General features: G+C 68.0%; 22 protein-coding genes. 2 read left to right on the top strand and 20 right to left on the bottom strand.

Annotated elements, in window-relative coordinates; genetic code table 11:
- Positions 1-31: 31 nt before the first annotated feature.
- The 8 genes from HMPREF3115_RS03085 to HMPREF3115_RS03050 all read right to left on the bottom strand — a co-directional run bounded on the left by HMPREF3115_RS03085 (position 32) and on the right by HMPREF3115_RS03050 (position 8,397).
- Positions 32-922 (bottom strand): L-fucono-1,5-lactonase, encoded by an 891-nt coding sequence (locus HMPREF3115_RS03085; protein WP_006406074.1) that lies wholly within the window; start codon positions 920-922, stop codon positions 32-34.
- A 73-nt stretch (positions 923-995) separates the two neighbouring features.
- Positions 996-1,937, bottom strand: coding sequence for an ABC transporter substrate-binding protein (locus HMPREF3115_RS03080; RefSeq protein WP_006406073.1), 942 nt, complete (start codon positions 1,935-1,937; stop codon positions 996-998).
- 68 nt (positions 1,938-2,005) lie between these two features.
- A complete protein-coding gene (locus HMPREF3115_RS03075; RefSeq protein ID WP_006406072.1) occupies positions 2,006-3,043 on the bottom strand; it encodes an ABC transporter permease in 1,038 nt (345 codons plus the stop codon).
- Positions 3,044-3,064: 21 nt separating this feature from the next.
- Positions 3,065-4,603, bottom strand: coding sequence for a sugar ABC transporter ATP-binding protein (locus HMPREF3115_RS03070; RefSeq protein WP_070553396.1), 1,539 nt, complete (start codon positions 4,601-4,603; stop codon positions 3,065-3,067).
- A gap of 18 nt (positions 4,604-4,621) precedes the next feature.
- Positions 4,622-5,398, bottom strand: coding sequence for an SDR family oxidoreductase (locus HMPREF3115_RS03065; RefSeq protein ID WP_070553395.1), 777 nt, complete (start codon positions 5,396-5,398; stop codon positions 4,622-4,624).
- 58 nt (positions 5,399-5,456) lie between these two features.
- Positions 5,457-6,734 carry an L-fuconate dehydratase gene (locus tag HMPREF3115_RS03060; protein ID WP_070553394.1) on the bottom strand — a complete coding sequence of 426 codons (1,278 nt, stop codon included), beginning with the start codon at positions 6,732-6,734 and terminating at the stop codon, positions 5,457-5,459.
- Positions 6,735-6,757: 23 nt separating this feature from the next.
- Positions 6,758-7,600, bottom strand: a complete 843-nt coding sequence (locus HMPREF3115_RS03055) for an ureidoglycolate lyase (RefSeq protein ID WP_070553393.1) — start codon at positions 7,598-7,600, stop codon at positions 6,758-6,760.
- A 32-nt stretch (positions 7,601-7,632) separates the two neighbouring features.
- A complete protein-coding gene (locus HMPREF3115_RS03050) occupies positions 7,633-8,397 on the bottom strand; it encodes an SDR family oxidoreductase (protein ID WP_070553392.1) in 765 nt (254 codons plus the stop codon).
- Between the two features lie 672 nt (positions 8,398-9,069).
- Here HMPREF3115_RS03050 and HMPREF3115_RS03045 point away from each other — a divergent pair.
- Both HMPREF3115_RS03045 and HMPREF3115_RS03040 read left to right on the top strand, forming a co-directional pair.
- The gene (locus HMPREF3115_RS03045; protein WP_006396408.1) at positions 9,070-9,360 is read left to right on the top strand and encodes a DUF3331 domain-containing protein; all 291 of its coding nucleotides are present in this window, start codon (positions 9,070-9,072) and stop codon (positions 9,358-9,360) included.
- Between the two features lie 256 nt (positions 9,361-9,616).
- Complete coding sequence (locus HMPREF3115_RS03040; protein ID WP_006396407.1) at positions 9,617-9,916, top strand: DUF4148 domain-containing protein; 300 nt, start codon at positions 9,617-9,619, stop codon at positions 9,914-9,916.
- Positions 9,917-10,095: 179 nt separating this feature from the next.
- Here HMPREF3115_RS03040 and HMPREF3115_RS03035 read toward each other — a convergent pair whose 3' ends face one another.
- The 12 genes from HMPREF3115_RS03035 to HMPREF3115_RS02980 all read right to left on the bottom strand — a co-directional run bounded on the left by HMPREF3115_RS03035 (position 10,096) and on the right by HMPREF3115_RS02980 (position 20,638).
- Positions 10,096-11,076, bottom strand: coding sequence for an alpha/beta hydrolase (locus HMPREF3115_RS03035; RefSeq protein ID WP_070553391.1), 981 nt, complete (start codon positions 11,074-11,076; stop codon positions 10,096-10,098).
- Positions 11,077-11,093: 17 nt separating this feature from the next.
- Entirely contained in the window at positions 11,094-11,582 is a 489-nt protein-coding gene (locus HMPREF3115_RS03030; protein WP_053298263.1) for a thioesterase family protein, read from the bottom strand.
- Positions 11,583-11,588: 6 nt separating this feature from the next.
- Positions 11,589-12,554: an L-carnitine dehydrogenase gene (locus HMPREF3115_RS03025; RefSeq protein ID WP_006406063.1), complete on the bottom strand. Its 966-nt coding sequence runs from the start codon at positions 12,552-12,554 to the stop codon at positions 11,589-11,591.
- An 85-nt stretch (positions 12,555-12,639) separates the two neighbouring features.
- Positions 12,640-13,569, bottom strand: coding sequence for a 3-dehydrocarnitine:acetyl-CoA trimethylamine transferase CdhC (locus HMPREF3115_RS03020; protein WP_006396403.1), 930 nt, complete (start codon positions 13,567-13,569; stop codon positions 12,640-12,642).
- Between the two features lie 73 nt (positions 13,570-13,642).
- On the bottom strand, positions 13,643-14,596 hold the full coding sequence (locus HMPREF3115_RS03015) for a choline ABC transporter substrate-binding protein (protein WP_006406062.1): 954 nt from the start codon (positions 14,594-14,596) through the stop codon (positions 13,643-13,645).
- A 362-nt stretch (positions 14,597-14,958) separates the two neighbouring features.
- Entirely contained in the window at positions 14,959-16,182 is a 1,224-nt protein-coding gene (locus tag HMPREF3115_RS03010; protein ID WP_175835477.1) for a porin, read from the bottom strand.
- A gap of 111 nt (positions 16,183-16,293) precedes the next feature.
- Positions 16,294-17,799 carry an aldehyde dehydrogenase family protein gene (locus HMPREF3115_RS03005; protein WP_070553390.1) on the bottom strand — a complete coding sequence of 502 codons (1,506 nt, stop codon included), beginning with the start codon at positions 17,797-17,799 and terminating at the stop codon, positions 16,294-16,296.
- Positions 17,800-17,836: 37 nt separating this feature from the next.
- Positions 17,837-18,250 (bottom strand): c-type cytochrome, encoded by a 414-nt coding sequence (locus HMPREF3115_RS03000; protein ID WP_069221467.1) that lies wholly within the window; start codon positions 18,248-18,250, stop codon positions 17,837-17,839.
- A gap of 92 nt (positions 18,251-18,342) precedes the next feature.
- On the bottom strand, positions 18,343-18,843 hold the full coding sequence (locus HMPREF3115_RS02995; RefSeq protein ID WP_070553389.1) for a c-type cytochrome: 501 nt from the start codon (positions 18,841-18,843) through the stop codon (positions 18,343-18,345).
- The gene (locus tag HMPREF3115_RS02990; protein ID WP_053298259.1) at positions 18,840-19,385 is read right to left on the bottom strand and encodes a methylamine dehydrogenase light chain; all 546 of its coding nucleotides are present in this window, start codon (positions 19,383-19,385) and stop codon (positions 18,840-18,842) included. Before HMPREF3115_RS02990 ends, HMPREF3115_RS02995 begins: the two co-directional genes overlap by 4 nt.
- Positions 19,386-19,424: 39 nt before the next feature.
- Complete coding sequence (gene mauD / locus HMPREF3115_RS02985) at positions 19,425-20,060, bottom strand: methylamine dehydrogenase accessory protein MauD (RefSeq protein ID WP_006406056.1); 636 nt, start codon at positions 20,058-20,060, stop codon at positions 19,425-19,427.
- The gene (locus tag HMPREF3115_RS02980) at positions 20,057-20,638 is read right to left on the bottom strand and encodes a MauE/DoxX family redox-associated membrane protein (RefSeq protein ID WP_070553388.1); all 582 of its coding nucleotides are present in this window, start codon (positions 20,636-20,638) and stop codon (positions 20,057-20,059) included. Before HMPREF3115_RS02980 ends, mauD begins: the two co-directional genes overlap by 4 nt.
- Between the last annotated feature and the right edge of the window lie 7 nt (positions 20,639-20,645).

The raw sequence follows: 20,645 nt of genomic DNA, 5'->3' as shown, positions 1-20,645 counted from the left end.
CGGCGAAGCGGGCGAATCGTGCGCGCGTATTTTATAGGCGCGCGCCGGACGGTTCCGGCAGCGCATAGCAGCGCGCGGCCGTCCCGCCCCACAGCGCGCTGCGCTCGGCCGCCGACAGCCGCGACTCGGCCCATCGCTCGACGAGCGACGCCACTTCGTCGTACGACGCGGCCAGCAGGCACACGGGCCAGTCCGATCCGAACATCAGCCGCTGCGGGCCGAACGCGTCGAGCGCCGCATCGAGACACTGCTCGATGTGCCGGATGTCCGACGCGCGCAGTCCGCGCCGCCAGTCGGCCTCGGTCACGAGGCCCGACAGCTTGCACACGACGTGCGGCAGCGCGGCCAGTTCGCGCAACGCGGCACGCCAGCGCGCGAGCGCCGTATCGTCGCGGTCGAATTCGGCGAGTGCCGGCTTGCCCGCGTGGTCGAGCACGAGCCAGTGTGCGTCGTGCCGCGCGCAGAACGCCTGCACGTCCGGCAGCTGGCGTTCGAACACGAGCACGTCGTACACGTAGCCGTTCGCCTGCAGCCACGCGACGCCGCGCGTGAAATCGGCATCGTCGACGAACGCGCGCACGTCGGCTTCGTCCTGCAGCTGATGGCGAAACCCGCGCAACTTCGTGCCGCGCCACTCGGCGACGCGCTCGGCCAGTTGCGGCGCGCGCAAGTCCTCCCAGCCGACCACCGCCGCGATACGCGCCTCGTCGCGCGCGAGGTCGAGCAGGAACGCGGTTTCGTCGCGGCCCGCGCGCGCCTGCACGGCGATCGACGCGCCGAGCGCCTGCGCATGCATCAGCGGGTGCAGCGCGTCCGGCAGATAGTCACGCGCGAGCACGCCCATCCCGGCACCGATCCACGGATAGTCGGCGGCCCGATAGCGCCAGAAGTGCTGATGGGAATCGATACGCAATGCGCCCATGATGTCCTCGTATGCCGTCGTTCGGCGCGACCGCACGCGTGCGCGACCGCGCGTGCGACGTCGCCCGCAACGTTCAGTCGTACAGCACCGCCTTGATCTTCGGGTCGTCGATGTTGGTCTTGTCGTACCAGTAGAAGCCGGTATCGATGACCTTCGGCAGCTTCTCGCCCTTGATCGCCTTCACGGCGGCCTCGACGGTCTTGTAGCCGATGCCGATCGGGTTCTGCGTGATCGCGCCGGCCATCAGCCCGCTGCGGATCGCGTCCTTCTGCTGCTTGCCCGAATCGTAGCCGACGATCACGACCTTGCGCTTCATCTCGCGCACGCCGTTGACGACGCCGATCGCCGAGCCTTCGTTGGTGCCGAACAGCCCCTTGAGCTTCGGATAGGCCTGCAGGATCGACTTCGTCACCTCGGTCGATTTCAATTGATCGCCTTCGCCGTACTGCACGGTGACGACCTGCACCTTCGGATGCGCAGCCTTCATCCGGTCGAGAAAACCGTCGCGTCGATCGATGCCGGTGCGGCTCGTCTGATCGTGCGCGACCACGGCGACCTGCCCTTCATCGCCGATCAGCGCGGCGAGCTTGTCGGCGGCGAGCGCGGCGGCCGCCTTGTTGTTGGTCGTCGCGGTGGTCACGGGGATGTCGCTGTCGACGCCCGAGTCGAATGCGATCACCGGAATCTTCTCCGCCTGCGCCTTCTTCAGCAGCGGCAGCGCGGCCTTGCTGTCGAGCGCGGCAAAGCCGACCGCGGCCGGTTTCTTCGCGATCGCGGCGGACAGCATGTCGATCTGCTTGTCGACCATTGCCTCCGTTTCGGGGCCTTCGAACGTCACCCTCACGTGGTAGTCATTCGCGGCCTGCATCGCGCCCGACTTCACGGCCTGCCAGAACTGATGCTGGAAGCCTTTCGAGATCAGCGGGATGTAGCTTTCCTGCGCGTGCGCGCCGGTCGCGATGCCCGCGGCGAACGTCAGTCCGACGATCGCGTTCAACACCTTGCTCCTGATCACTTCGCGTCTCCTTGGTTATATCCGCTGGAATGCCGGCCCGGCCGGCGGTGATGCGCAGCCTGCGTGCGTCAGCGGCGTCGCCGGCGCAGGATGTCGACGTAGACGGCGAGGATGATGATCACGCCCGTCACGACGGTCTGCCATTCCTGCGCGACCGACATGATGCGCAGCCCGTTGGTCAGCACGCTCATGATGAACGCGCCGATGATCGTGCCGGCGATACTGCCGGCGCCGCCGGACAGCGACGTGCCGCCGATCACGACCGCCGCGATCGCGTCGAGCTCGTAGCCCTGCCCCAGCGCCGGCTGCGCGGAGTTCAGGCGCGACGCGATCAACAGGCCCGCGATCCCGCACACCGCGCCACTGAACGTATAGACGGCGATCTTCCACGCGTCGACGTTCACGCCGGACAGCCGCAGCGCCTCCTCGTTGCTGCCGAGTGCGAACGTATAGCGGCCGAAGATCGTGCGATTCAGCACGATCGACGCGCCGACCGCGACGACGAACAGGATCAGCACCGCGTTCGGAATCGGCAGTGCCGGAACGAGATGGCCGATCAGCGAATCCTGCGCGATCGCGGTGAAGCCGGGCGTGTCGTTGAAATAGATCGGCCGCGTGCCGGAGATCACGAGCGACAGCCCCTTGAGCAGCATCATCATGCCGAGCGTCGCGATGAACGGCGGCACCTTCATCTTCGCGATGACGAAACCGGACACGCAGCCCGACAGCGCGCCGAAGCCGAGCGCGGCCGCGATCCCGAGCGGCAGCGGCATCCCCCAGTTCGTCAGCACGACGCCGGCCATCACCGCGCAGAACGTCATCAGCGTGCCGACCGACAGATCGATGCCCGACGTGATGATCACGTACGTGCAGGCGACCGCCAGCACGCCGTTCACCGCGGTGGCCTGCAGGATCGCGACGAGGTTGTCGACTTCGAGGAAGTTCGGCGATGCGGCGCCGAAGAACACGATCAGCAGCACGAGGCTCGCGAATGCGAGCAGCCGCTGCCGCGTCGCCGGATTGAACAGGCGCGCGCGAAGGCCCGACGCGGCGGCCGGCGCGTCGCCGGAAGCAAGGGGCGGAACGGGATGCGTATCGTTGGACATGACGGACCCTGAACGGCTGACTCACGACAAAACGGTCGACTCGCGCTGCGTCGCGAGCTGCATGATCTTTTCCTGCGTCGCCTCGGCGGCGCTCAGCTCGCCGGTCACGCGCCCTTCGCACATCACGAGGATCCGGTGGCTCATGCGCAGCACCTCGGGCAGTTCGGACGAGATCATCACGATGGCCTTGCCGTCCGCGGCGAGCGCGTCGAGCAATTTGTAGATCTCGCTTTTCGCGCCGACGTCGATGCCGCGCGTCGGCTCGTCGAAGAACAGGATGTCGCAGTCGCGCAGCAGCCACTTCGCGATCACGATCTTCTGCTGGTTGCCGCCGGACAGCAGCCTCACCGGCTGCGCGACCGACGGCGTGCGGATCGCGAGCTGGCGCACGTATGCGTGCGCGGTGTCGCGCAGCGCGCGCGCATCGACGAACAAACCGCGGCGCACGAAGCGGCGCAGGCTCGACAGCGCGATGTTGTTCTGCACGTCCATCCCGAGCGCGAGCCCGAAGTGCTTGCGGTCCTCGGACAGATAGCCGATGCCGTGCGCGACGGCGTCTGCCGGCGTGCGGATCGTCACGCGCTTGCCGTGCACGCGGATCTCGCCCGCGTCGACCGGATCGGCGCCGAACACCGCGCGCGCGACCTCCGTGCGGCCCGCCCCCATCAGCCCCGCGAAGCCGAGAATCTCGCCGCGGCGCACCGTAAAGCCGACGTCGCGAATCGCACGGCCGCGCGTGAGGCCGCGCACGTCGAGCGCGACCGCATTCGCCGACGTATCGGGCGGCGTGCGAAACGCGCTGTCGAGCTGGCGGCCGACCATCATCGCGATGATCGCGTCCGTCGAGGTCTGCGCCATCGGCACGGTCGCAACGTATTTGCCGTCGCGCATGACCGTCACGCGATCGGCGATCTGACGCAGCTCGTCCATCTTGTGCGAGATGTAGACGATGCCGACGCCGTGCGCACGCAGCTCGCGGATGATGCGGAACAATTCGGCGATCTCGGCGTCGTTCAGCGCGGCGGTCGGCTCGTCCATGATCAGCACGCGCGAATCGAACGACAGCGCCTTCGCGATCTCGACCATCTGCTGCTTCGCGACCGTCAGGCGGCCGACCCGCGTGCGCGGGTCGAGATCGAGGCGCATCCGCGCGAAGATCGCGGCCGCGTCGCGGTTCAGCTTGTCCTCGTCGACGAACACGCGCAGGCGCCCGCGCGGCTCGCGGCCGATGAAGATGTTCTGCGCGACGCTCAGATGATTCATCAGGTTCAGTTCCTGATGGATGATCGCGATGCCCTGCGCCTGCGCGGCGCGCGGATCGGCGATGTCGACTTCGCGGCCGTCCATCAGGATCTCGCCGGCATCCTTCGGGTAGACGCCCGCGAGGATCTTCATCAGCGTCGACTTGCCGGCGCCGTTCTCGCCCATCAGCGCGTGCACTTCACCGGCGTACAGCTCGAAGCGGCAATCGTCGAGCGCCTGCACGCCCGGAAAGCGCTTGCAGATGCCGCGCAGCGCGATCAGCGGCGCGGCGGCTTCGGCGTTCGGATCGGGTTGCATGAGGCCTATCCGTCGCGTTCAGACGAGCGCACGATCGAGATGCGTATAGCCGCCGTCGACGAACAGCCATTCGCCCGTCGTGTGCGACGCGCGCGGCGACAGCAGGAACACGGCCGTATCGGCGATCTCGTCCGGTGTCGTGAAGCGCTTGCCGAGCGGCACCTTCGCCGCGATCTCGGCGAGCTTCGCCTCGGTATCCTCGAACGTCGCGATCCAGTTCCGATAGAGCGGCGTCATGACCTCGGCCGGAATCACCGCGTTCACGCGCACGCCGTGCTCGCGCAGCGCGACCGCCCATTCGCGCGTCAGCGCGAGCTGCGCGCCCTTCGACGCGCAATAGCCGCTCGTATTGCCCTGCCCGGTCACGGCCGTCTTCGACGAGATGTTGACGATCGCGCCGCGCGTCGCCTTCAGATGCGGCACGCAGTAATGCGCCATCGCGTAGTAGTGGATCAGGTTGCGCTCGAGCGATGCGACGAACGCGTCGCGCCCCGCGTCGAGCCCGATGCCGTCGTTGACGCCCGCGTTGTTCACGAGCCCGTCGAGGCGTCCGAACGTCGCGATCGTCTGCGCGACCGCGTCGCGGCATTGCGCATCGTCCTGCAGCTCGACCGGCAGATACGTCGCGCGCGGCTGCCGTTGCGCGAGCGCGTCGAGGAACGCGCCGTCGGGCGCGTGGCGCGCGAACACGACCGGAATCGCGCGTTCTTCGGCGAGCCGCATCGAGATCGCGCCGCCGATGCCCGACGCGCCGCCCGTCACGATCACGACCTTGTCCTGCAGATTCAGATCCACTTCGCGTCTCCGTCGTTCATGTCGCGGCCGTGCAGGCCGTCTGTCGGCCGCATTTGCGTCAGCCGCGGAACCGGTATTGCTCGAGTGAGGCGGGCTTCATCTCGATCGAGAAGCCCGGCGCGCTCGGCGGCAGGTACGCCGCGTCGCGCACGACGCACGGCTCGACGAAATGCTCGTGCAGATGATCGACGTACTCGGTCACGCGCCCCTCCTTCGTGCCCGCGATGCACACGTAGTCGATCATCGACAGGTGCTGCACGTACTCGCAGAGCCCGACGCCCCCCGCATGCGGGCACACGGGCAGCCCGTACTTCGCGGCCATCAGCATCACCGCGAGAATCTCGTTCACGCCGCCGAGCCGGCACGCGTCGATCTGCACGACGTCGATCGCGCAACGCTCGATGAACTGCTTGAACAGCACGCGGTTCTGGCACATTTCGCCGGTCGCGACCTGCACCGGCGCGATCGCCTCGCGGATCTTGCGATGCCCTTCGACGTCGTCGGGGCTCGTCGGCTCCTCGATGAACCACGGCCGCGCGAACGCGAGCGCACGCACCCAGTCGATCGCTTCGCCGACTTCCCAGACCTGGTTCGCGTCGATCATCAGCTTGCGGTCCGGGCCGATCACGTCGCGCGCGATCGACACGCGGCGAATGTCGTCGTCGAGATTCGCGCCGACCTTCAGCTTCACGTGATCGAAGCCCGCGTCGACCGCTTCGCGGCAGAGCCGCTGCAGCTTGTCGTCGCTGTAGCCGAGCCAGCCCGCGGAGGTCGTGTAGCACGGATAGCCTTCGCGCTCGAGCACCGCGATCCGGTCGGCCTTGCCGGGCGCCTGGCGGCGCAGCAGGTCGAGCGCCTCGTCCGGCGTCAGGCAGTCGGTCAGATAGCGGAAGTCGATCGCACGCACGAGCTGCTCGGGGCTCATGTCGGCGACGAGCCGCCAGAGCGGCTTGCCTTCGACCTTCGCCCACAAGTCCCACACCGCGTTGACGATCGCGCCGGTCGCGAGATGGATCGCCCCCTTGTCGGGGCCGATCCAGCGCAGCTGGCTGTCCGACGTCACGTGCCGCCAGAAGCGGCCCATGTCCTCGCGGATCCAGTCGAGATCGAGGCCGACGACGAGATGCCGCATCGCGGCGATCGCCGCGCAGCAGATCTCGTTGCCGCGCCCGATCGTGAACGTGAGTCCGTGCCCTTCGAGCCCGTCGCGGTCGGTTTCGAGCACGACGTAGGCGGCCGAGTAGTCGGGATCGGGATTCATCGCGTCGGAGCCGTCGAGCTGGCGCGAGGTCGGAAAGCGCACGTCGAGCACGCGTATCGATCGAATGAGCGTCATGAAGAACCGTCCGCGAAAGAAGGTCAGGCCTGTACCGTGCGCTGGCGCTGCTCGCCCAGCCCGTCGATGCCGAGCGTCATCACCTGCCCGGCACGCAGATAAACGGGCGGCTTCTGGCCGAGCCCCACGCCGGGCGGTGTGCCGGTCGAGATCACGTCGCCCGGCTGCAGGCTCATGAAGCGGCTCAGATAGCTGATCAGGTAGGGCACGCGAAACACCATCGTCGCGGTCGTGCCGTTCTGATAGCGACGGCCGTCGACCTCGAGCCACAGACGCAGCGCATGCGGATCGGGCACTTCGTCGGCCGTCACGAGCCACGGTCCGATCGGGCCGAACGTGTCGTTGCCCTTGCCCTTGTCCCACGTGCCGCCGCGTTCGAGCTGATATTCACGCTCCGACACGTCGTTGACGACGCAGTAGCCGGCGACGTGCGACAGCGCATGGGCTTCGGCGATGTAGCGGCCGCCGCGGCCGATCACGACGCCGAGCTCGACTTCCCAGTCGGTCTTCTCCGATCCGCGCGGAATCTCGACGTCGTCGTTCGGCCCCGAGATCGCGCTCGTCCACTTGCCGAACACGACGGGTTCCTTCGGCACGTCCATGCCCGACTCGGCCGCGTGATCCGAATAGTTGAGGCCGATGCAGATGAACTTGCCGACGCGGCCCACGCAGGCGCCGATGCGCGGCGTGCCTTCGACGAGCGGCAGCGACGACGGCGGTATGTCGCGCAGCCGCGCGAGCGACTCCGGTAGCAGCACGTCGCCGGCGATGTCGTCGACCACGACCGACAGATCGCGGATCTGTCCGTGCGCATCGAGCAAGCCCGGCTTTTCACGATGTTTGTCGCCGAATCTGAGCAGTTTCATGTCGCGTCGATAGGAAAGGAGAATGGGAACGGTCAGTTGGACCAGCCGCCGTCGATCAGATGAATCGCGCCCGTCGTGAACGACGATTCGTCGGAGGCCAGATACAGCGCGAGCGCCGCGACTTCGTCCGGGCTGCCGATGCGGCCCATCGGCTGACGCGCGACGAACGCCTGTCGCACGGTGTCGACCGGTACCTGCCGCGCCCGCGCCTGCTCGGCGATCCGCTGCTCGAGCGACGGCGACTCGATCGTGCCCGGGCAGATCGCGTTGCAACGAATGCGCTGCTCGACGAAATCGGCGGCGATCGACTTCGTGAGGCCGATCACGGCCGCTTTCGTCGTCCCGTAGACGAAACGGTTCGGCACGCCCTTCACGCTCGACGCGGCCGAGGCCATGTTGACGATCGACGCGCCACCGGCCGCGATCATCGCGGGCAGCAGCGCGCGCACGAGCCGGTACATCGACGTGACGTTCAGCTGCCACGAGAAGGTCCATGCCGCGTCGTCGCAGTCGAGGATCGAGCCGTGATGGACGTAGCCCGCGCAGTTGAACAGCACGTCGAACGCAGGTTCGGCTGCCGCCAGCGCCGCGATCGCCGTCGCGTCGGTCACGTCGAGCCCGCGCGTGGTCACGCGCGTGCCGGCCGCGTCGGCGTCGGCCGCGAGCCGCGCGAGCGCGGTTTCGTCGATGTCCGTCGCCAGTACGTCGGCGCCTTCGCGCGCGAAGCGCAGCGCGGTCGCGCGGCCGATGCCCTGACCGGCGGCCGTGACCAGCGCGCGTTTGCCCTGCAATCTCATGAGCCGCTCTCCGATGACGTCGCCAACGCCCGCAGACCGCCGTACATTGGCGCAATGGACCAAAGGTCCAACCAATCATAGGAAGCGATCCCGCGTTTGTCACGGGCCGGCAATTCAGTGTTTTCCCGAGCGAACGGATCGCGCGGCTGCGCCGCGATGCTGCCCTCTCCGGCACGGCGGCAGGTTCGCATCGTTCGCCGCACAGCCAATACCGGCGCGGCTTTCAGGCCGTCGCCGCACGCCGCGTCGCGGGCCCTTTCGTCGAAACTGACCGAATCGTCATCTTCGCGTCAGGGTCTCAACGGGCCGCGCGCGCGATCATCCGAAGACCGGGCCGCGCGGTGCGTCGCCAGCGCCCGCCGCCGATCCCTGCGGGCGTCTCCGTCCCCCGGCGGCGCACCCCGTGACTGGGCGAGCAGACACGGTTGCGCGGGCCCGTTTTGCCGCCTCGGACGTTCGCGTCCGGGGCGTTTTTGTGCACGCGTGCGCAAGAAAATAAGCGTGGATTGTTTCTGAATCGGCAAAAGGTAATTCAATCCAGACAGGATGTTTTTTCACGTCACAGACGCTTACATTTACCGCACCACTCATGGAAACCCCTAACGGAAACGCCATCGGGCACTGAGACCTGTTGCCCGGGCGCACACCGCACGAGCTTTAGGAAACGGCACAATGAAGGCTTCCAAATCTTTGCCTGCGCTCGATCCCGCCGACGTCCACGTCGAAATCCTCGAACAGTCCGATACGCTGCTCGTCGTCCGCTGGGTCGAACCCGGCCGCTGCCACTACGGCGAGCAACGCTGGCGCCGCCGCTTCGCGCAGCGCACCGGCACCTGCGCGCTGTCGCGCCAGGTGATCCACCGCGGCGACGAAGTGTTCCGCCCCGCCGAGCGTCCGGCGCCCGCGAATGCCGGCGCGATGATCTCCGCGGCCGAAGTGCTCGGCCTCTCGAGCGGCAAGTAACGCGCTTCGTCGCGCACCGGCAGCGCGGTCGCGCCATGCCGGCACGCCGCGGCCGCCGCGCGCTTTTCTTCATACTTATTGCGTCAGTTGCAAAGAAAGGCGAATGAAAGATTGATTCTTGCGCCGACTGTTACGCCCCAGGAAACAATTTATCGTCAAAATCAGCGTTTACCCTGAGATCGCCGGTCACTACCATGGAGTCAATCGCTCAAGACATGGTGTCGCGAGCGAACCGAATAAAACACCGGAGGTCATCATGAAATCGCTCGTTATCGCCGTTGCTGCCGCTGCCGCCCTGTCCGCTTCGTTCAGCACGTTCGCCCAAAGCACCGTGACGCGTGCGCAAGTGCGCAACGAACTGGTTCAGCTGGAAAAGGCCGGCTACAAGCCGGGTCTGGCAAGCCCGTACTACCCGAACGACATCCAGGCCGCCGAAGCACGCGTGCATGGCGCCGACGCAAGCGGCTACGGCGCACAGCCGGCGCCGGTCGTCCACTCGGGCGCGCCCGCTGCCGCGACGTCGAACGCACGCGATTCGATCTTCTTCGGCCAGTAAGCCGAAGCGCCCGGAGCGGGCGCCGCGCGTTGCGCGATGAAGCTGTATCCGGACGAGCCCGTCACACGGGCTCGTCTTTTTTTGCGAAGCACCGCATACCTCCGCCGCCCGGCAACGGGTGGCTTCGCCCGGGCGCATCGCGTCCGGGCGCTTTTTCGTCTGCGCCGCGCGCGGGCCCGCTAGGTATCGGGCGCGAGCAGGAACGCGCCGACCATGCGGTGCAGGCGCGCCGCCTGCGGACTCGTCGCGAGCGCGCGCCAGCAGCCGTGCACGAGCCCCTCGCCCATCCAGTAGCGCGCACGGCCGCCGGCCGCGCGAATCCGTTCGACGTACACGCGCGCATCGTCGCGCAGCGGATCGTGCTCGGCGCCGATCGCGAGCACCGGCGGCAGTCCGTCGAAACGCGCGGCCTCCAGCGGCAGCGATGCACGCGGCAGCGGATCGGCGTGCGACGCACGATCGCCGCTGCGCGCCGTTGCCTCGCCTTCGCCCCAGTACCACGCGCGATAGCGATGCACGTCGTCGAGCGTCAGCATCGGCGCATGCGCTTCCGTCTCGCGCGCCGGCGATTGCGGTTCGAAGCCGAGCATCGGATAGACGAGCGCGACGCCGTCGATGCCGTCGATGCCGCGCGCGTCCGCATCGCGCAGCACGGTCGCGACGGCCGCCGCGAGATTGCCGCCCGCGCTGTCGCCGGCGAGCGTCAGCGGCGCCGCGCACGGGCCGAACGGCAGGTGCGCATCGCGTGCCGCGCGCGCGACCGCCGCGCAATCCTCGAGCGCGGCCGGCGCACGATGCTCGGGCGCGAGCCGATAGTCGACCGCGATCACCGCGAGGCCCGTATCGGCCGCGAGCTGCGCGGTGATCAGCTGATGACTGTCAAGCGAGCCGACGACGAACCCGCCGCCATGAAAAAACAGCACCGTGCCGCGCGGCGCACCGTGCGTCGGCGCGTAGCGCCGCAGCGCGATCGGCTGGCCGTGCGGCGCGTACCATACCGCGTCCTGCCGTGCGATGCCGGCCGGCAGCGTCGCGGGCGTCCACGCGGCCGCAAAGCGGTCGTACAGGCGACGCTGCTCGTCGGGCGCGCACGCGGCCGCGCCCGGCGGATACCACGCATCGACCGCCGCGACGAACGCCGCGATTTCCGGTTCCAGCATCGCGCGGCCCGCGTACGCTAGCGGCGCGGCGGCAGCGCGATCACGCGGCCCGCATACGCGGGCGCCGCGCAATCGCGCTGCAACGCGTGAAGCTCGGCCACACGCGCGGCGACGTCGTCGTCGAACGGCGCCGATTTCGCGCCGCCGCGCGTATCGACGTGCAGCAGCATCTGCTCGCTCGCCGACACCGCGCCGTCGTGCCCGTCCGCGAACAGCTCGAGATACAGGTGCAGCCGCTTCGCGTCGTGCGCGAGCACGCGCGCATCGACGCGCACGCGCGTGCCTTCCTTGATCTCCTGCAGATAGTTGACGTGCGCTTCGAGCGTATAGATCGAGCGGCCGCGCTCGCGACGCGCGGCGTCGTCGAGACCGATGCGGTCCAGCAGCGCATCGGTCGCGAAGCTGAAGATCAGCAGATAGAACGCGTCGCGCAAATGGCCGTTGTAGTCGACCCACTCGGGCCGCACGACGTCGCGGTAGAGCGTCAGCGGGGTATCGCCGGTCATGTTCGTTCAGTCCTCGAATCGCATCCCATGCCGCGCCTTCACCGCGGCGATCGCCTTCAGCACCTCGGTAATGCACTCGTCGCGATAGCGTTCGAGTTCCTTGATGCTGCGCTTGCCCTGCTGCTCGCTCGTGCCGTCGACGACGCGATCGATCAGTTCGTCGGTCAGCGTCGGCGCGACGAGCTTCGTCCACGGCAGTTCGAGCGCGGGGCCGAACTGCTGCATGAAGTGTCGCATGCCCGCGTCGCCGCCGGCCAGCGTGTAGGTCAGGAACGTCCCCATGAACGACCAGCGGATGCCTGCACCGAAGCGGATCGCGTCGTCGATTTCGCCGGTCGTCGCGACGCCTTCGTTGACGAGATGCAGCGCCTCGCGCCACAGCGCTTCGAGCAGCCGGTCCGCGATGAAGCCCGGCACTTCCTTGCGCACGTGCAGCGGCCGCATGCCGAGCTTCCGATAGATCGCCATCGCGGCCTCGACCGCTTCGGGCGACGTGCGCGCGCCGCCGAGCACTTCGACGAGCGGCAGCAGATACACGGGATTGAACGGATGGCCGACCACGCAGCGCTCCGGATGCGTCGCGCGCGCATAGAAATCGGTCGGCAGCAGTCCCGACGTCGACGATGCGATGATCGCGTCGGGCTTCGCCGCGCGGCTGATCTGCTCGTGCAGTTCGAGCTTCAGCGCTTCGCGCTCGGGCGCGCTTTCCTGGATGAAGTCGGCGTCGGCGACGCAAGCTTCGATCGTCGACTCGAAACGCAGCCGCGCGGGATCGGCGCCCGCTGCAAGACCGACGCGTTCGAGCGCGGGCCACGCGTTCGCGACGTTCGCCCGCAGCCGCGCTTCCGCGCCCGGCGCCGGATCCCATACCACCACGTCGAGACCGTGCGCGAGCGCGCGGGCGATCCATCCGCTGCCGATCACGCCGGTGCCGATGGCGGCGAACGTCTTGATGTCGGTTATCACTGCCATGTCAACGCATCCTTCAATTCGAGAGAAATCGGACGGCGCGCGCGCATCGTGCGCGCCGCCATGTCATATCGGTCGTTCAGCGCGCTCATGCAAATTCGGCGATCGCGCGGCGCTCGAGCGGACGTTCGCCGCGCGGCGGCAGCCCGAGCTTGCGGCGGCCTTCGGCCGGCGTCAGCACGCGTCCGCCGAGCCGCTCGACGATTTCGCGTGCGCGCTCGACGAGCGTGCCGTTGCTCGCGTGGACGCCGCGGTCGAGCCACAGGTTGTCTTCGAGGCCGACGCGCACGTGCCCGCCGAGCAGCATCGCCTGCGCGACCATCGGCATCTGCATGCGGCCGATGCCGAAGCCGGCCCAATGCGCACCCGGCGGCAGGTTGTCGACCATCGCCTTCATCGTGCCGGTGTCGGCCGGCGCGCCCCACGGAATGCCGAGACACAGCTGGAACAGCGGCGGATCGTCGAGCAGCCCTTCCTTCAGCAGCTGCTTCGCGAACCAGAGATGGCCCGTGTCGAAGATTTCCAGTTCCGGCTTCACGCCGAGTTCCTGGATCCGTTTCGCGCCGGCGCGCAGCTGCGCGGGCGTCGACACGTAGATGTAGTCGCCGTCGCCGAAATTGAGCGTGCCGCAGTCGAGCGTGCAGATCTCGGGCAGCAGCTCCTCGACGTGCACGAGCCGCGTGAGCCCGCCGACCAGATCGGTGCCCTTGCCGAAGCGCATCGGATCCTCGCCGGGACCGATCTCGAGATCGCCGCCCATGCCGGCCGTCAGGTTGATGATCACGTCGACGTCGGCCGAGCGGATCCGGTCGACCACTTCGCGATACAGGTTCGGGTCGCGGCTGCCGCGGCCCGTTTGCGGATCGCGCACGTGGCAGTGCGCGACCGTCGCGCCGGCCTTCGCGGCCTCGATCGCGGCGGCCGCGATCTCCTTCGGCGTGACCGGAATCGCCGGGTGTTTGCCGACCGTGTCGCCTGCGCCGGTGACCGCGCAGGTGACGATGACTTCATGGTTCATGCTGTATGCCTCGCTTGAAACGGGTTGTGTCGCATTGCGCGGAAATCGTTGCGCGCGGCGCGCGCGCCGGCCGTCACAGGCCGAGATACGCCTTCACCGCGGGCAGGCCGTCCTTGCCGTCGAACGTCTTCACGCCCGCGAGCCACGGATCGAGCACCTGCGGATTCTTCTTCAGATACGCCTTCGCGGCGTCGGCAGGCTTCGTCTTGTTCATCACGGCCTGCATCAGCTGGTTCTCGAGCTGCGTCGTGAAGCGCAGGTTCGTCACGAGCTTGCCGGCGTTCGGGCAGCGCGTCAGGAAGTCGGGCGCGGTCAGCGTGTAGACGCGCGCTTCGCCGTAGTTCGGCCCGAACGCCGCGTCGCCGCCGGACAGATAGTTCATGCTGATCTGGATGTTCATCGGGTGCGGTTCCCAGCCGAGGAACACGACCCACTTCTTCTCGCGGATCGCACGTTCGACCGTCACGAGCATGCCCGCCTCGCTCGACTCGACGAGCTTGAACCCGCCGAGCCCGTACTGGTTCGTGTCGATCATCTTCTGGATCGTCGCGTTCGCGCTGCTGCCCGGTTCGATCCCGTAGATCTTGCCGTCGAGTTCCGCGCGGTGCTTCGCGATGTCGTCGAACGTCTTGAGGCCCGCCTGATATTCGTAGCTCGGCACCGCGAGCGTCGCCTTCGCGCCGGATAGGTTCGGCGGTTCGATGACGTTGATCGACTTGCTGTCGAGGAACGGCTGCAGCTGCTTCTGCTGCACGGGCCACCAGTAGCCGAGCGACACGTCGAGCTGCTTGCTCTTCAGGCCTGCGAACGAGATCGGCACGGAAGAGATCGTCGTCGTCGGCTTGTAGCCGAGCGCTTCGAAGACGGTCGACGCGAGCGCCGTCGTGGACGTGATATCGGTCCAGCCGATATCGGCAAAGCGGACGTTGCGGCAGGAGGCGGCATCCGCATCGGCGTGCGCCGCCTGCATGAATGCGCCTGTCGTCAGCATGACCGCGGCCAGCGCGGCGATCTTCGTCGACTTCATGGTCTCTCCCGGTTCAACCGATGGGCCGCGGGTGCGCAGGATTGCGTCCCGGCCTGCATCGTGGACTCAAAAGTAACGAGCCATATTGGCGGCGAGAAGCCCGGCGGCGACCTATTCTTGACTGGCTGCGACTATGAGTGGAAACCACTATGTTGCGCCCGATGCTTGCCGCACGGCGGTTTGCGCGTGGTTTCCGCGGATGCGGGTTTGTTTGGATGCGGCGTCGGGCGATTTGCGGCGGGCGGTCCGTGTCGGGTTGCGGCGCCGCGTGCCTGCGCGGTGCGCGAAACGGCAGGGCGAAGACGGTCGGGGACCGCCGCCGGCATGCCGCGAGCGCGGCGTGCGGTGTGCGGCGCGACTGCTCAGAAGTTGTGCCGCACGCCCATCGTCAACGCCAGTTGCCGGTTGCCGTTCGCATTCGGCAGGTTCGGAATCTGCGCATAGTTGGCCGGCGCGCCCGTCGCCGGATCGCGACCGATGCCGTGCCCCGCGGCCTGCTGGAAGAAACCGACCGCATAAAGCGCCGTGCGCTTCGAGAGGTTGTAGGTCGCGCCGAGATTGACCTGATGGAAGGTCGGCGAGCCGCTCGCGTCAGTCTTCATCGCGTTGTAGATGTATGCGGCACCGAGTGTCAGCGCCGGCGACACCGCGAACGCCGCATTCACCTCGACGATGTCGAAGCGTGCGTCGGCGCCGTGCGAATGCGCGGCATCGGCAAAGTACCGGCTGTCGTCGAGCGTCGTATGCGTGTAGACGAGGCCGAGCGTCAGCGGCCCGATCGTGTACGCACCGCCCGCGCCGATCGCCGTCAACGATCGCGCGTTCTGCAGCGTGCAATACATCGCGGCCGGATTCGAGCACGCGAAATCGCCGATATAGCCGCTCGCGCCACCGAGTGCCGCGTCGAGCGGCCGGTTCAGATCGAGCACGCCCACGCCGAACGAGAACGGCGCGCGGTTGTAGCTCGCCGCCAAGGCCCAGCCGCGCCGCCGCGAGAAGTCGCCGGCCACGCCGCCGAACGAGAACGTGCCGCTGAACGAGAAACCCGCGAAGGTCGGGCTCGCGTACTGAATCGCGCTGTTCAGGTTGAGCGCCGCGTTCAGGTTGTCGACGTCGCCGATATGCGAGCCGTACAGCGTCGCCCACGGAATACTCGATGCGTACGGCGCGAGCGTCGTCGTGTACGAGTCGAACTGGCGGCCGACGGTGAGCGTGCCGTAGCGTTCGTTCGTCAAGCCGACCCACGCGTTCTGGTTGAACAGCGTACCGGCCTGCAGCGGGCTGCCGCTGCCGGTCCAGAAGCTGTTCTCGAGCTTGAACGTCACGGCCGTGCCGCCGCCGATGTCCTCGCTGCCCGTCAAGCCGAGGCGCGACGGCGCGAGATTGCCGCCGCCGAGCTGCACGGCGCGGCCGCCGCGCACGCTGCCGTCGGCGCTCGTCGTCTGCTGATCGTTCGTGTACGTGATGCCGGCATCGACGTCGCCATACAGCGTGACGCTGCTCGATGCCTGCACGCCTTGCGCGACGGCGAGCGCCGCCACCGCCGCCACGATCCGGCGCGGCGTCGTCAGACTGTTCATCGTCATCCCCCTGATCGATCGCGTTCGTGTCGCGCGCGACGGACTGCGCATGCATCGGCCTGCCGTCGCGCGGCGCACTGCTGAAGCGAGCGGGCACGCGCGCGCGTGCCGCAACGCTCACGCGTAGTTCATCATCACCGACTTCGTTTCCGTGTACTGGTCGATCACCGCGCGCCCGAGTTCGCGGCCGAAGCCCGACTGCTTCATCCCGCCGAACGGCATCGCGTTGTCGAGCAGCGAATGGCAGTTCACCCACACGGTGCCCGCCGCGATGCGCGGCACGAGCTTGTGCACGGCCGACAGATCGTTCGACCAGATGCTCGCGCCGAGCCCGTACGGCGTATCGTTCGCGAGCCGCACGGCCGTATCGATGTCGTCGAACGGCATCGCGACGAGCACCGGCCCGAAGATCTCCTCGCGCACGACGCGCATCGCATGCGTCGTGTCGACGAGCACGGTCGGCTCGACGAAGAAACCCGCGCCGTCGCGCGCGCGTCCGCCTGCGATCGCGCGTGCGCCTTCCTCGAAGCCGGACGCGATGTAGTCGCACACGCGCGCACGCTGCTTTGCCGACACGAGCGGCCCGATCTGCGTCGCCGGATCCATGCCGGGCCCGATCTTCAGACCGGCGGCAATCTGCGCGACGCGCTCCATCACGCGGTCGAATACCTTCGTATGGACGTAGGCGCGCGAGCCGGCCGTGCAAACCTGCCCCTGGTTGAAGAAGATCGCATTCGCGATGCCTTCGGCCGCCTTGTCGACGTCGACGTCGGGCAGCACGATGACCGGCGACTTGCCGCCCAGCTCGAGCGACATGCGCGTCATGTTGTCGAGCGCCGCGTGGCCGATCGCCTTGCCGGTCTGCGTCGAACCGGTGAACGCGATCTTGTCGATACGCGGATCGCGCGACAGCGCCGCGCCCGCCGTATGCCCGTAGCCGGCCACGATGTTGACGACGCCGTCCGGAAAGCCGGCGTCGCCGATCAGTTCGCCGAGCCGCAATGCGGTCAGCGGCGTATCTTCGGCCGGCTTCAGCACGACCGTGCAGCCGGTCGCGAGCGCGGGCGCAAGCTTCCATGCGGCCATCAGCAACGGAAAATTCCACGGAATGATCGCGCCGACCACACCGACCGGCTCCTTGCGCGTATAAGTGAACGTCTCGCTGCCCGGCAGATACGGCATGCCGGCGTCGATCACGCTCCCCTCGATCTTGGTTGCCCAGCCGGCCATGTAGCGAAAGCACTGCGCGGCCATCGCGACGTCGAGCCCTTGCGCGACGCTCACCGATTTGCCGTTGTCGAGCGATTCGATCTCGGCGAGTTCGCGCGCGTTCGCGTCGATGAGGTCGGCCAGCGTCAACAGCAAACGCTCGCGGTCGGTCGTCTTCGCGGCACGCCACGGGCCCGTATCGAAGGCGCGGCGCGCGGCCGCGACCGCGCGCTGCACGTCGCGCTCGTCCGCTTCGGGCACGCGCGCGAGCGTGCTGCCGTCGGCCGGATTGACGACCTCGATCGTGCGGCCCGACGCGGCGTCGCTCCACTCGCCGCCGATCAGCATGCGCTTCGGCTTCGCGAGGAAGGCGCGCGTGGCGTCGAGCAGCGCAAAGTTGTCGTTCGTCTCCATCCTGGTTCTCCTGGAATCGGTCACAGCCGTGAGTGGTTCAGTAGCGGTCGGCGACGCCGTCGATGCCGCGCTCGTGCAACGCGCGAACGAGCCGTGCGCGTACGGTCGCGACGTCGGACAAGGCGGGACGGCGATGCGCGGCGACTTCGTCGGCCGTATAGGGCTTGAAGTCGCGCGGCAGCGCATCGCGATTCATCGTCGTCAGCACCCAGTTCAATACGTCGGCCAGTTCCTGATCGGACAGCGTCGAATTCGATGCGCCGGGCACGCGCATCACGTACTCGCGTCCGGCCGGCACATGCGTGAAATAGCCGAGCGAATTCGCGAGCGGCGGCACCTTGCCGGGAATGCCGCCGCCCGTCGCCGTATGGCAGCCCATGCAGTTGAGTACCCAGTGCTGCCGCGCGCGCGCGGCATCGGCAACGTCGCCGGCCCATGCGTGCGCCGCCATCGCACACGCGGCGGCGGCAGACAGCCACCGTGCCGCGACGCGCGTGCCGACGCGACGCGCTGCGCCGCGGCGGCCCCGTGCACGCGCGGCAGTCACAGCCCCAGCCCCTTCGTCACCGCCGCGCGCTGGGCGTGCACGGCCGCGCCGTCCATCTCCTTCGCGCGCCCCGCGCGAATCTCGGCCGCGGTGAACGGCTTCGCATCGCCGTGCTGCACGCCGAGATCGAACACGATGTAGTTCAGCACGTGCGCGATATCGTCATCGCTCGCACTCGCAAACGACGGCATCTTGAAGTTGTAGTGTTTGTCGCGCACCGCGATCTCGCCGAACATGCCGTGCAGCAGCGTCGCGACGAGCTGCGCGCGACCCTGTTCGACCGTCGCGTACTTGCCCGGATAGTCGGTCAGCGGCGGCGCGAGGCCGTCCTGCCCCTTGCCGCCCGCCTGATGACACACCGCGCATTGCGCATCGAACAGGCTCTTGCCCGCCGGGTAGTGCACGGCCTGCTGCGCGCCGGCCGCACCGGGCCACGCGAATGCGACGGACGCCGCCACGCATGCGGCCCCCCACTTACTTGCATCGATCGCCTTCATTGCTTTGCCGCTCCCAGCAGGACCGAAACCGAACAGTGATAGTTCGAGTTGCCGTTCGCCATGCACCAGTTGATGTCGTTGTTCAGCGACAGCTTGTACAGCGGCTTCTCGCGCTCGTTGCGATTGCAGAAGCACTTGCCGCACGAGGTTTTCCCGCAGCAGTCGTTGTACGACACGATGTAGTCCGACCCGTCGTGCGGATTGCGGCAGGTGCCGATCCACGTGATCGGCGACGGCGTCGTGCCGGGCGGGCAGCTGCTCGACGTACCGCCGCAGCAGCTGCAGAGCCACCCGTCGATCGCGCAGTATTTCCAGTAGTCGCAGCTCGTCGGATCGTCGCTCGCGCCCGAGGCGGCCGCGCCGCCGGCACTCGACGCGCCGGACGCCGCATCGACCGCATACGCGGTGCGATCGACGGGCAACAGCGGCAGCATCGCGGATCCGACGAGCACCTTGCCGAGCTTCGCCATCGCGCTGCGCCGCGAGCTGTGCTGCGCGACGCCGCGCGCGGAGCGCTCGAACCATGAATCAAACAGCCCCATCTCGTTGTTCTCCCGTGACGTTGAAAAAGGTCCGGTCGCTCACGCGTGCTGCGCGTGCGCTTCGTGGCCGTGACGATCGCGATCGCCGTGCACGAACTGCTGCAGCGATGCGACGCCGCGCTCCTTCGCTTCGAACAGGCTCTCCAGATGCTCGCGCGTATTGACGAGCCCCTTTGCGCGCACCGTGCCCGTTTCGTCGAGCAGCACCGCGTAGGGCAGCTTGCCGATCTGATAGGCGAGGCCGAGCTCCTGCGACAGCACGTACGGGAAGCGTGCGAGGTCGTGCTTCTGCGCGAAGCGCGCATGCTCGTCGCGATCGCCGTCGCTGGCGAGCACGATGTCGACCGGCGTCGTTTCGCTCGCCTGCAGCGACGGCAGCAGCGGCAGCAGCTTCTTGCACACCGGGCAAGTCGGCGACAGGAAGAACAGCAGCGTCGAGCGGCCTGCCGTGTCGATGCCGCCGACCTTCACGCGCGTGCCGCGAATGTCGGTCAGCTCGAACGTCGGCGCGATTGCACCGACGGCCGGCCCCTTGTCGATCATCAGTGCGCCGGCCGGCATGATCCGTTCGTACAAGATGCCGATCTGACGGACGAGCGCGAGACAGATCGCGCCGAGCGCGACGACGGCAACCCACAACAGGGCGGTGGAAACGGCGAGAGCGGTTTGCATCATGAATTCCTCATAGCGGTCAGGCGCGGTACGTTGGCGAGCAGCACGTCGACGATGAGCAGCGCGCAGACGATCAGCGGTACGGAAAAGAACAGCGTCAGATAGTCGAACCACACGACGGCGCGTGTGTCCGGTGCGAGCAATGCCGTCGCGATCAGCGCGACGATCAGCAGCACACGCGCGACATGCAGCCAGCCGATGCGGCGCGGCGCGGCGGCGCCCGACGCGTTGGCGCCCGGCACGGCGCGGACGCCGGCAAGCCCGGTGCAGCCGCAGTCGATGTCGGTGCGGCCGCGCAGGATGTTGGCGGCGAGCGCGGCAGCGAACGCGATCAGCAGCGCGATCAGGCCGATCGCGGCGGCCGTACGCGTATCGCGGAACAGCAGCGCGGCGGCGCCGAGCGCTTCGGCAAGCGGGATCGCGAGCGCGGCCGGCGCGACGAGTGCGTCGGGCAACAGCCGGTAGCCGGCCACCGCGTCACGGAACGCAACCGGCGCGCGCAGCTTCGCAACCGCGCCGAGCAGCACGACGGCGGCTGCGCCGGCCTGCGCGCTGGTGGCGAGTACGGGATCGATCTTCATCGCGGCC

Origin of the sequence: Burkholderia sp. HMSC10F09 (assembly GCF_001806955.1) — a bacterium.
GTDB classification, from domain to species: domain Bacteria; phylum Pseudomonadota; class Gammaproteobacteria; order Burkholderiales; family Burkholderiaceae; genus Burkholderia; species Burkholderia multivorans.
Note: the sequence above shows the minus strand (reverse complement) of the source record. Positions and strands in the feature narration are given on the sequence as shown.

What these genes read in the sequence shown, in the direction of transcription:
- HMPREF3115_RS02990 (WP_053298259.1), bottom strand. Translation starts at nt 19,385, where the DNA reads ATGGGGCTGTTTGATTCATGGTTCGAGCGCTCCGCGCGCGGCGTCGCG.
- HMPREF3115_RS03025 (WP_006406063.1), bottom strand. Translation starts at nt 12,554, where the DNA reads ATGGCAGTGATAACCGACATCAAGACGTTCGCCGCCATCGGCACCGGC.
- HMPREF3115_RS03040 (WP_006396407.1), top strand. Translation starts at nt 9,617, where the DNA reads ATGAAATCGCTCGTTATCGCCGTTGCTGCCGCTGCCGCCCTGTCCGCT.
- HMPREF3115_RS03045 (WP_006396408.1), top strand. Translation starts at nt 9,070, where the DNA reads ATGAAGGCTTCCAAATCTTTGCCTGCGCTCGATCCCGCCGACGTCCAC.
- HMPREF3115_RS03000 (WP_069221467.1), bottom strand. Translation starts at nt 18,250, where the DNA reads ATGGCGGCGCACGCATGGGCCGGCGACGTTGCCGATGCCGCGCGCGCG.
- HMPREF3115_RS03030 (WP_053298263.1), bottom strand. Translation starts at nt 11,582, where the DNA reads ATGACCGGCGATACCCCGCTGACGCTCTACCGCGACGTCGTGCGGCCC.
- mauD (WP_006406056.1), bottom strand. Translation starts at nt 20,060, where the DNA reads ATGATGCAAACCGCTCTCGCCGTTTCCACCGCCCTGTTGTGGGTTGCC.
- HMPREF3115_RS03085 (WP_006406074.1), bottom strand. Translation starts at nt 922, where the DNA reads ATGGGCGCATTGCGTATCGATTCCCATCAGCACTTCTGGCGCTATCGG.
- HMPREF3115_RS03015 (WP_006406062.1), bottom strand. Translation starts at nt 14,596, where the DNA reads ATGAAGTCGACGAAGATCGCCGCGCTGGCCGCGGTCATGCTGACGACA.
- HMPREF3115_RS02980 (WP_070553388.1), bottom strand. Translation starts at nt 20,638, where the DNA reads ATGAAGATCGATCCCGTACTCGCCACCAGCGCGCAGGCCGGCGCAGCC.
- HMPREF3115_RS03005 (WP_070553390.1), bottom strand. Translation starts at nt 17,799, where the DNA reads ATGGAGACGAACGACAACTTTGCGCTGCTCGACGCCACGCGCGCCTTC.
- HMPREF3115_RS03055 (WP_070553393.1), bottom strand. Translation starts at nt 7,600, where the DNA reads ATGAAACTGCTCAGATTCGGCGACAAACATCGTGAAAAGCCGGGCTTG.
- HMPREF3115_RS02995 (WP_070553389.1), bottom strand. Translation starts at nt 18,843, where the DNA reads ATGAAGGCGATCGATGCAAGTAAGTGGGGGGCCGCATGCGTGGCGGCG.
- HMPREF3115_RS03070 (WP_070553396.1), bottom strand. Translation starts at nt 4,603, where the DNA reads ATGCAACCCGATCCGAACGCCGAAGCCGCCGCGCCGCTGATCGCGCTG.
- HMPREF3115_RS03075 (WP_006406072.1), bottom strand. Translation starts at nt 3,043, where the DNA reads ATGTCCAACGATACGCATCCCGTTCCGCCCCTTGCTTCCGGCGACGCG.
- HMPREF3115_RS03050 (WP_070553392.1), bottom strand. Translation starts at nt 8,397, where the DNA reads ATGAGATTGCAGGGCAAACGCGCGCTGGTCACGGCCGCCGGTCAGGGC.
- HMPREF3115_RS03060 (WP_070553394.1), bottom strand. Translation starts at nt 6,734, where the DNA reads ATGACGCTCATTCGATCGATACGCGTGCTCGACGTGCGCTTTCCGACC.
- HMPREF3115_RS03035 (WP_070553391.1), bottom strand. Translation starts at nt 11,076, where the DNA reads ATGCTGGAACCGGAAATCGCGGCGTTCGTCGCGGCGGTCGATGCGTGG.
- HMPREF3115_RS03010 (WP_175835477.1), bottom strand. Translation starts at nt 16,182, where the DNA reads ATGACGATGAACAGTCTGACGACGCCGCGCCGGATCGTGGCGGCGGTG.
- HMPREF3115_RS03020 (WP_006396403.1), bottom strand. Translation starts at nt 13,569, where the DNA reads ATGAACCATGAAGTCATCGTCACCTGCGCGGTCACCGGCGCAGGCGAC.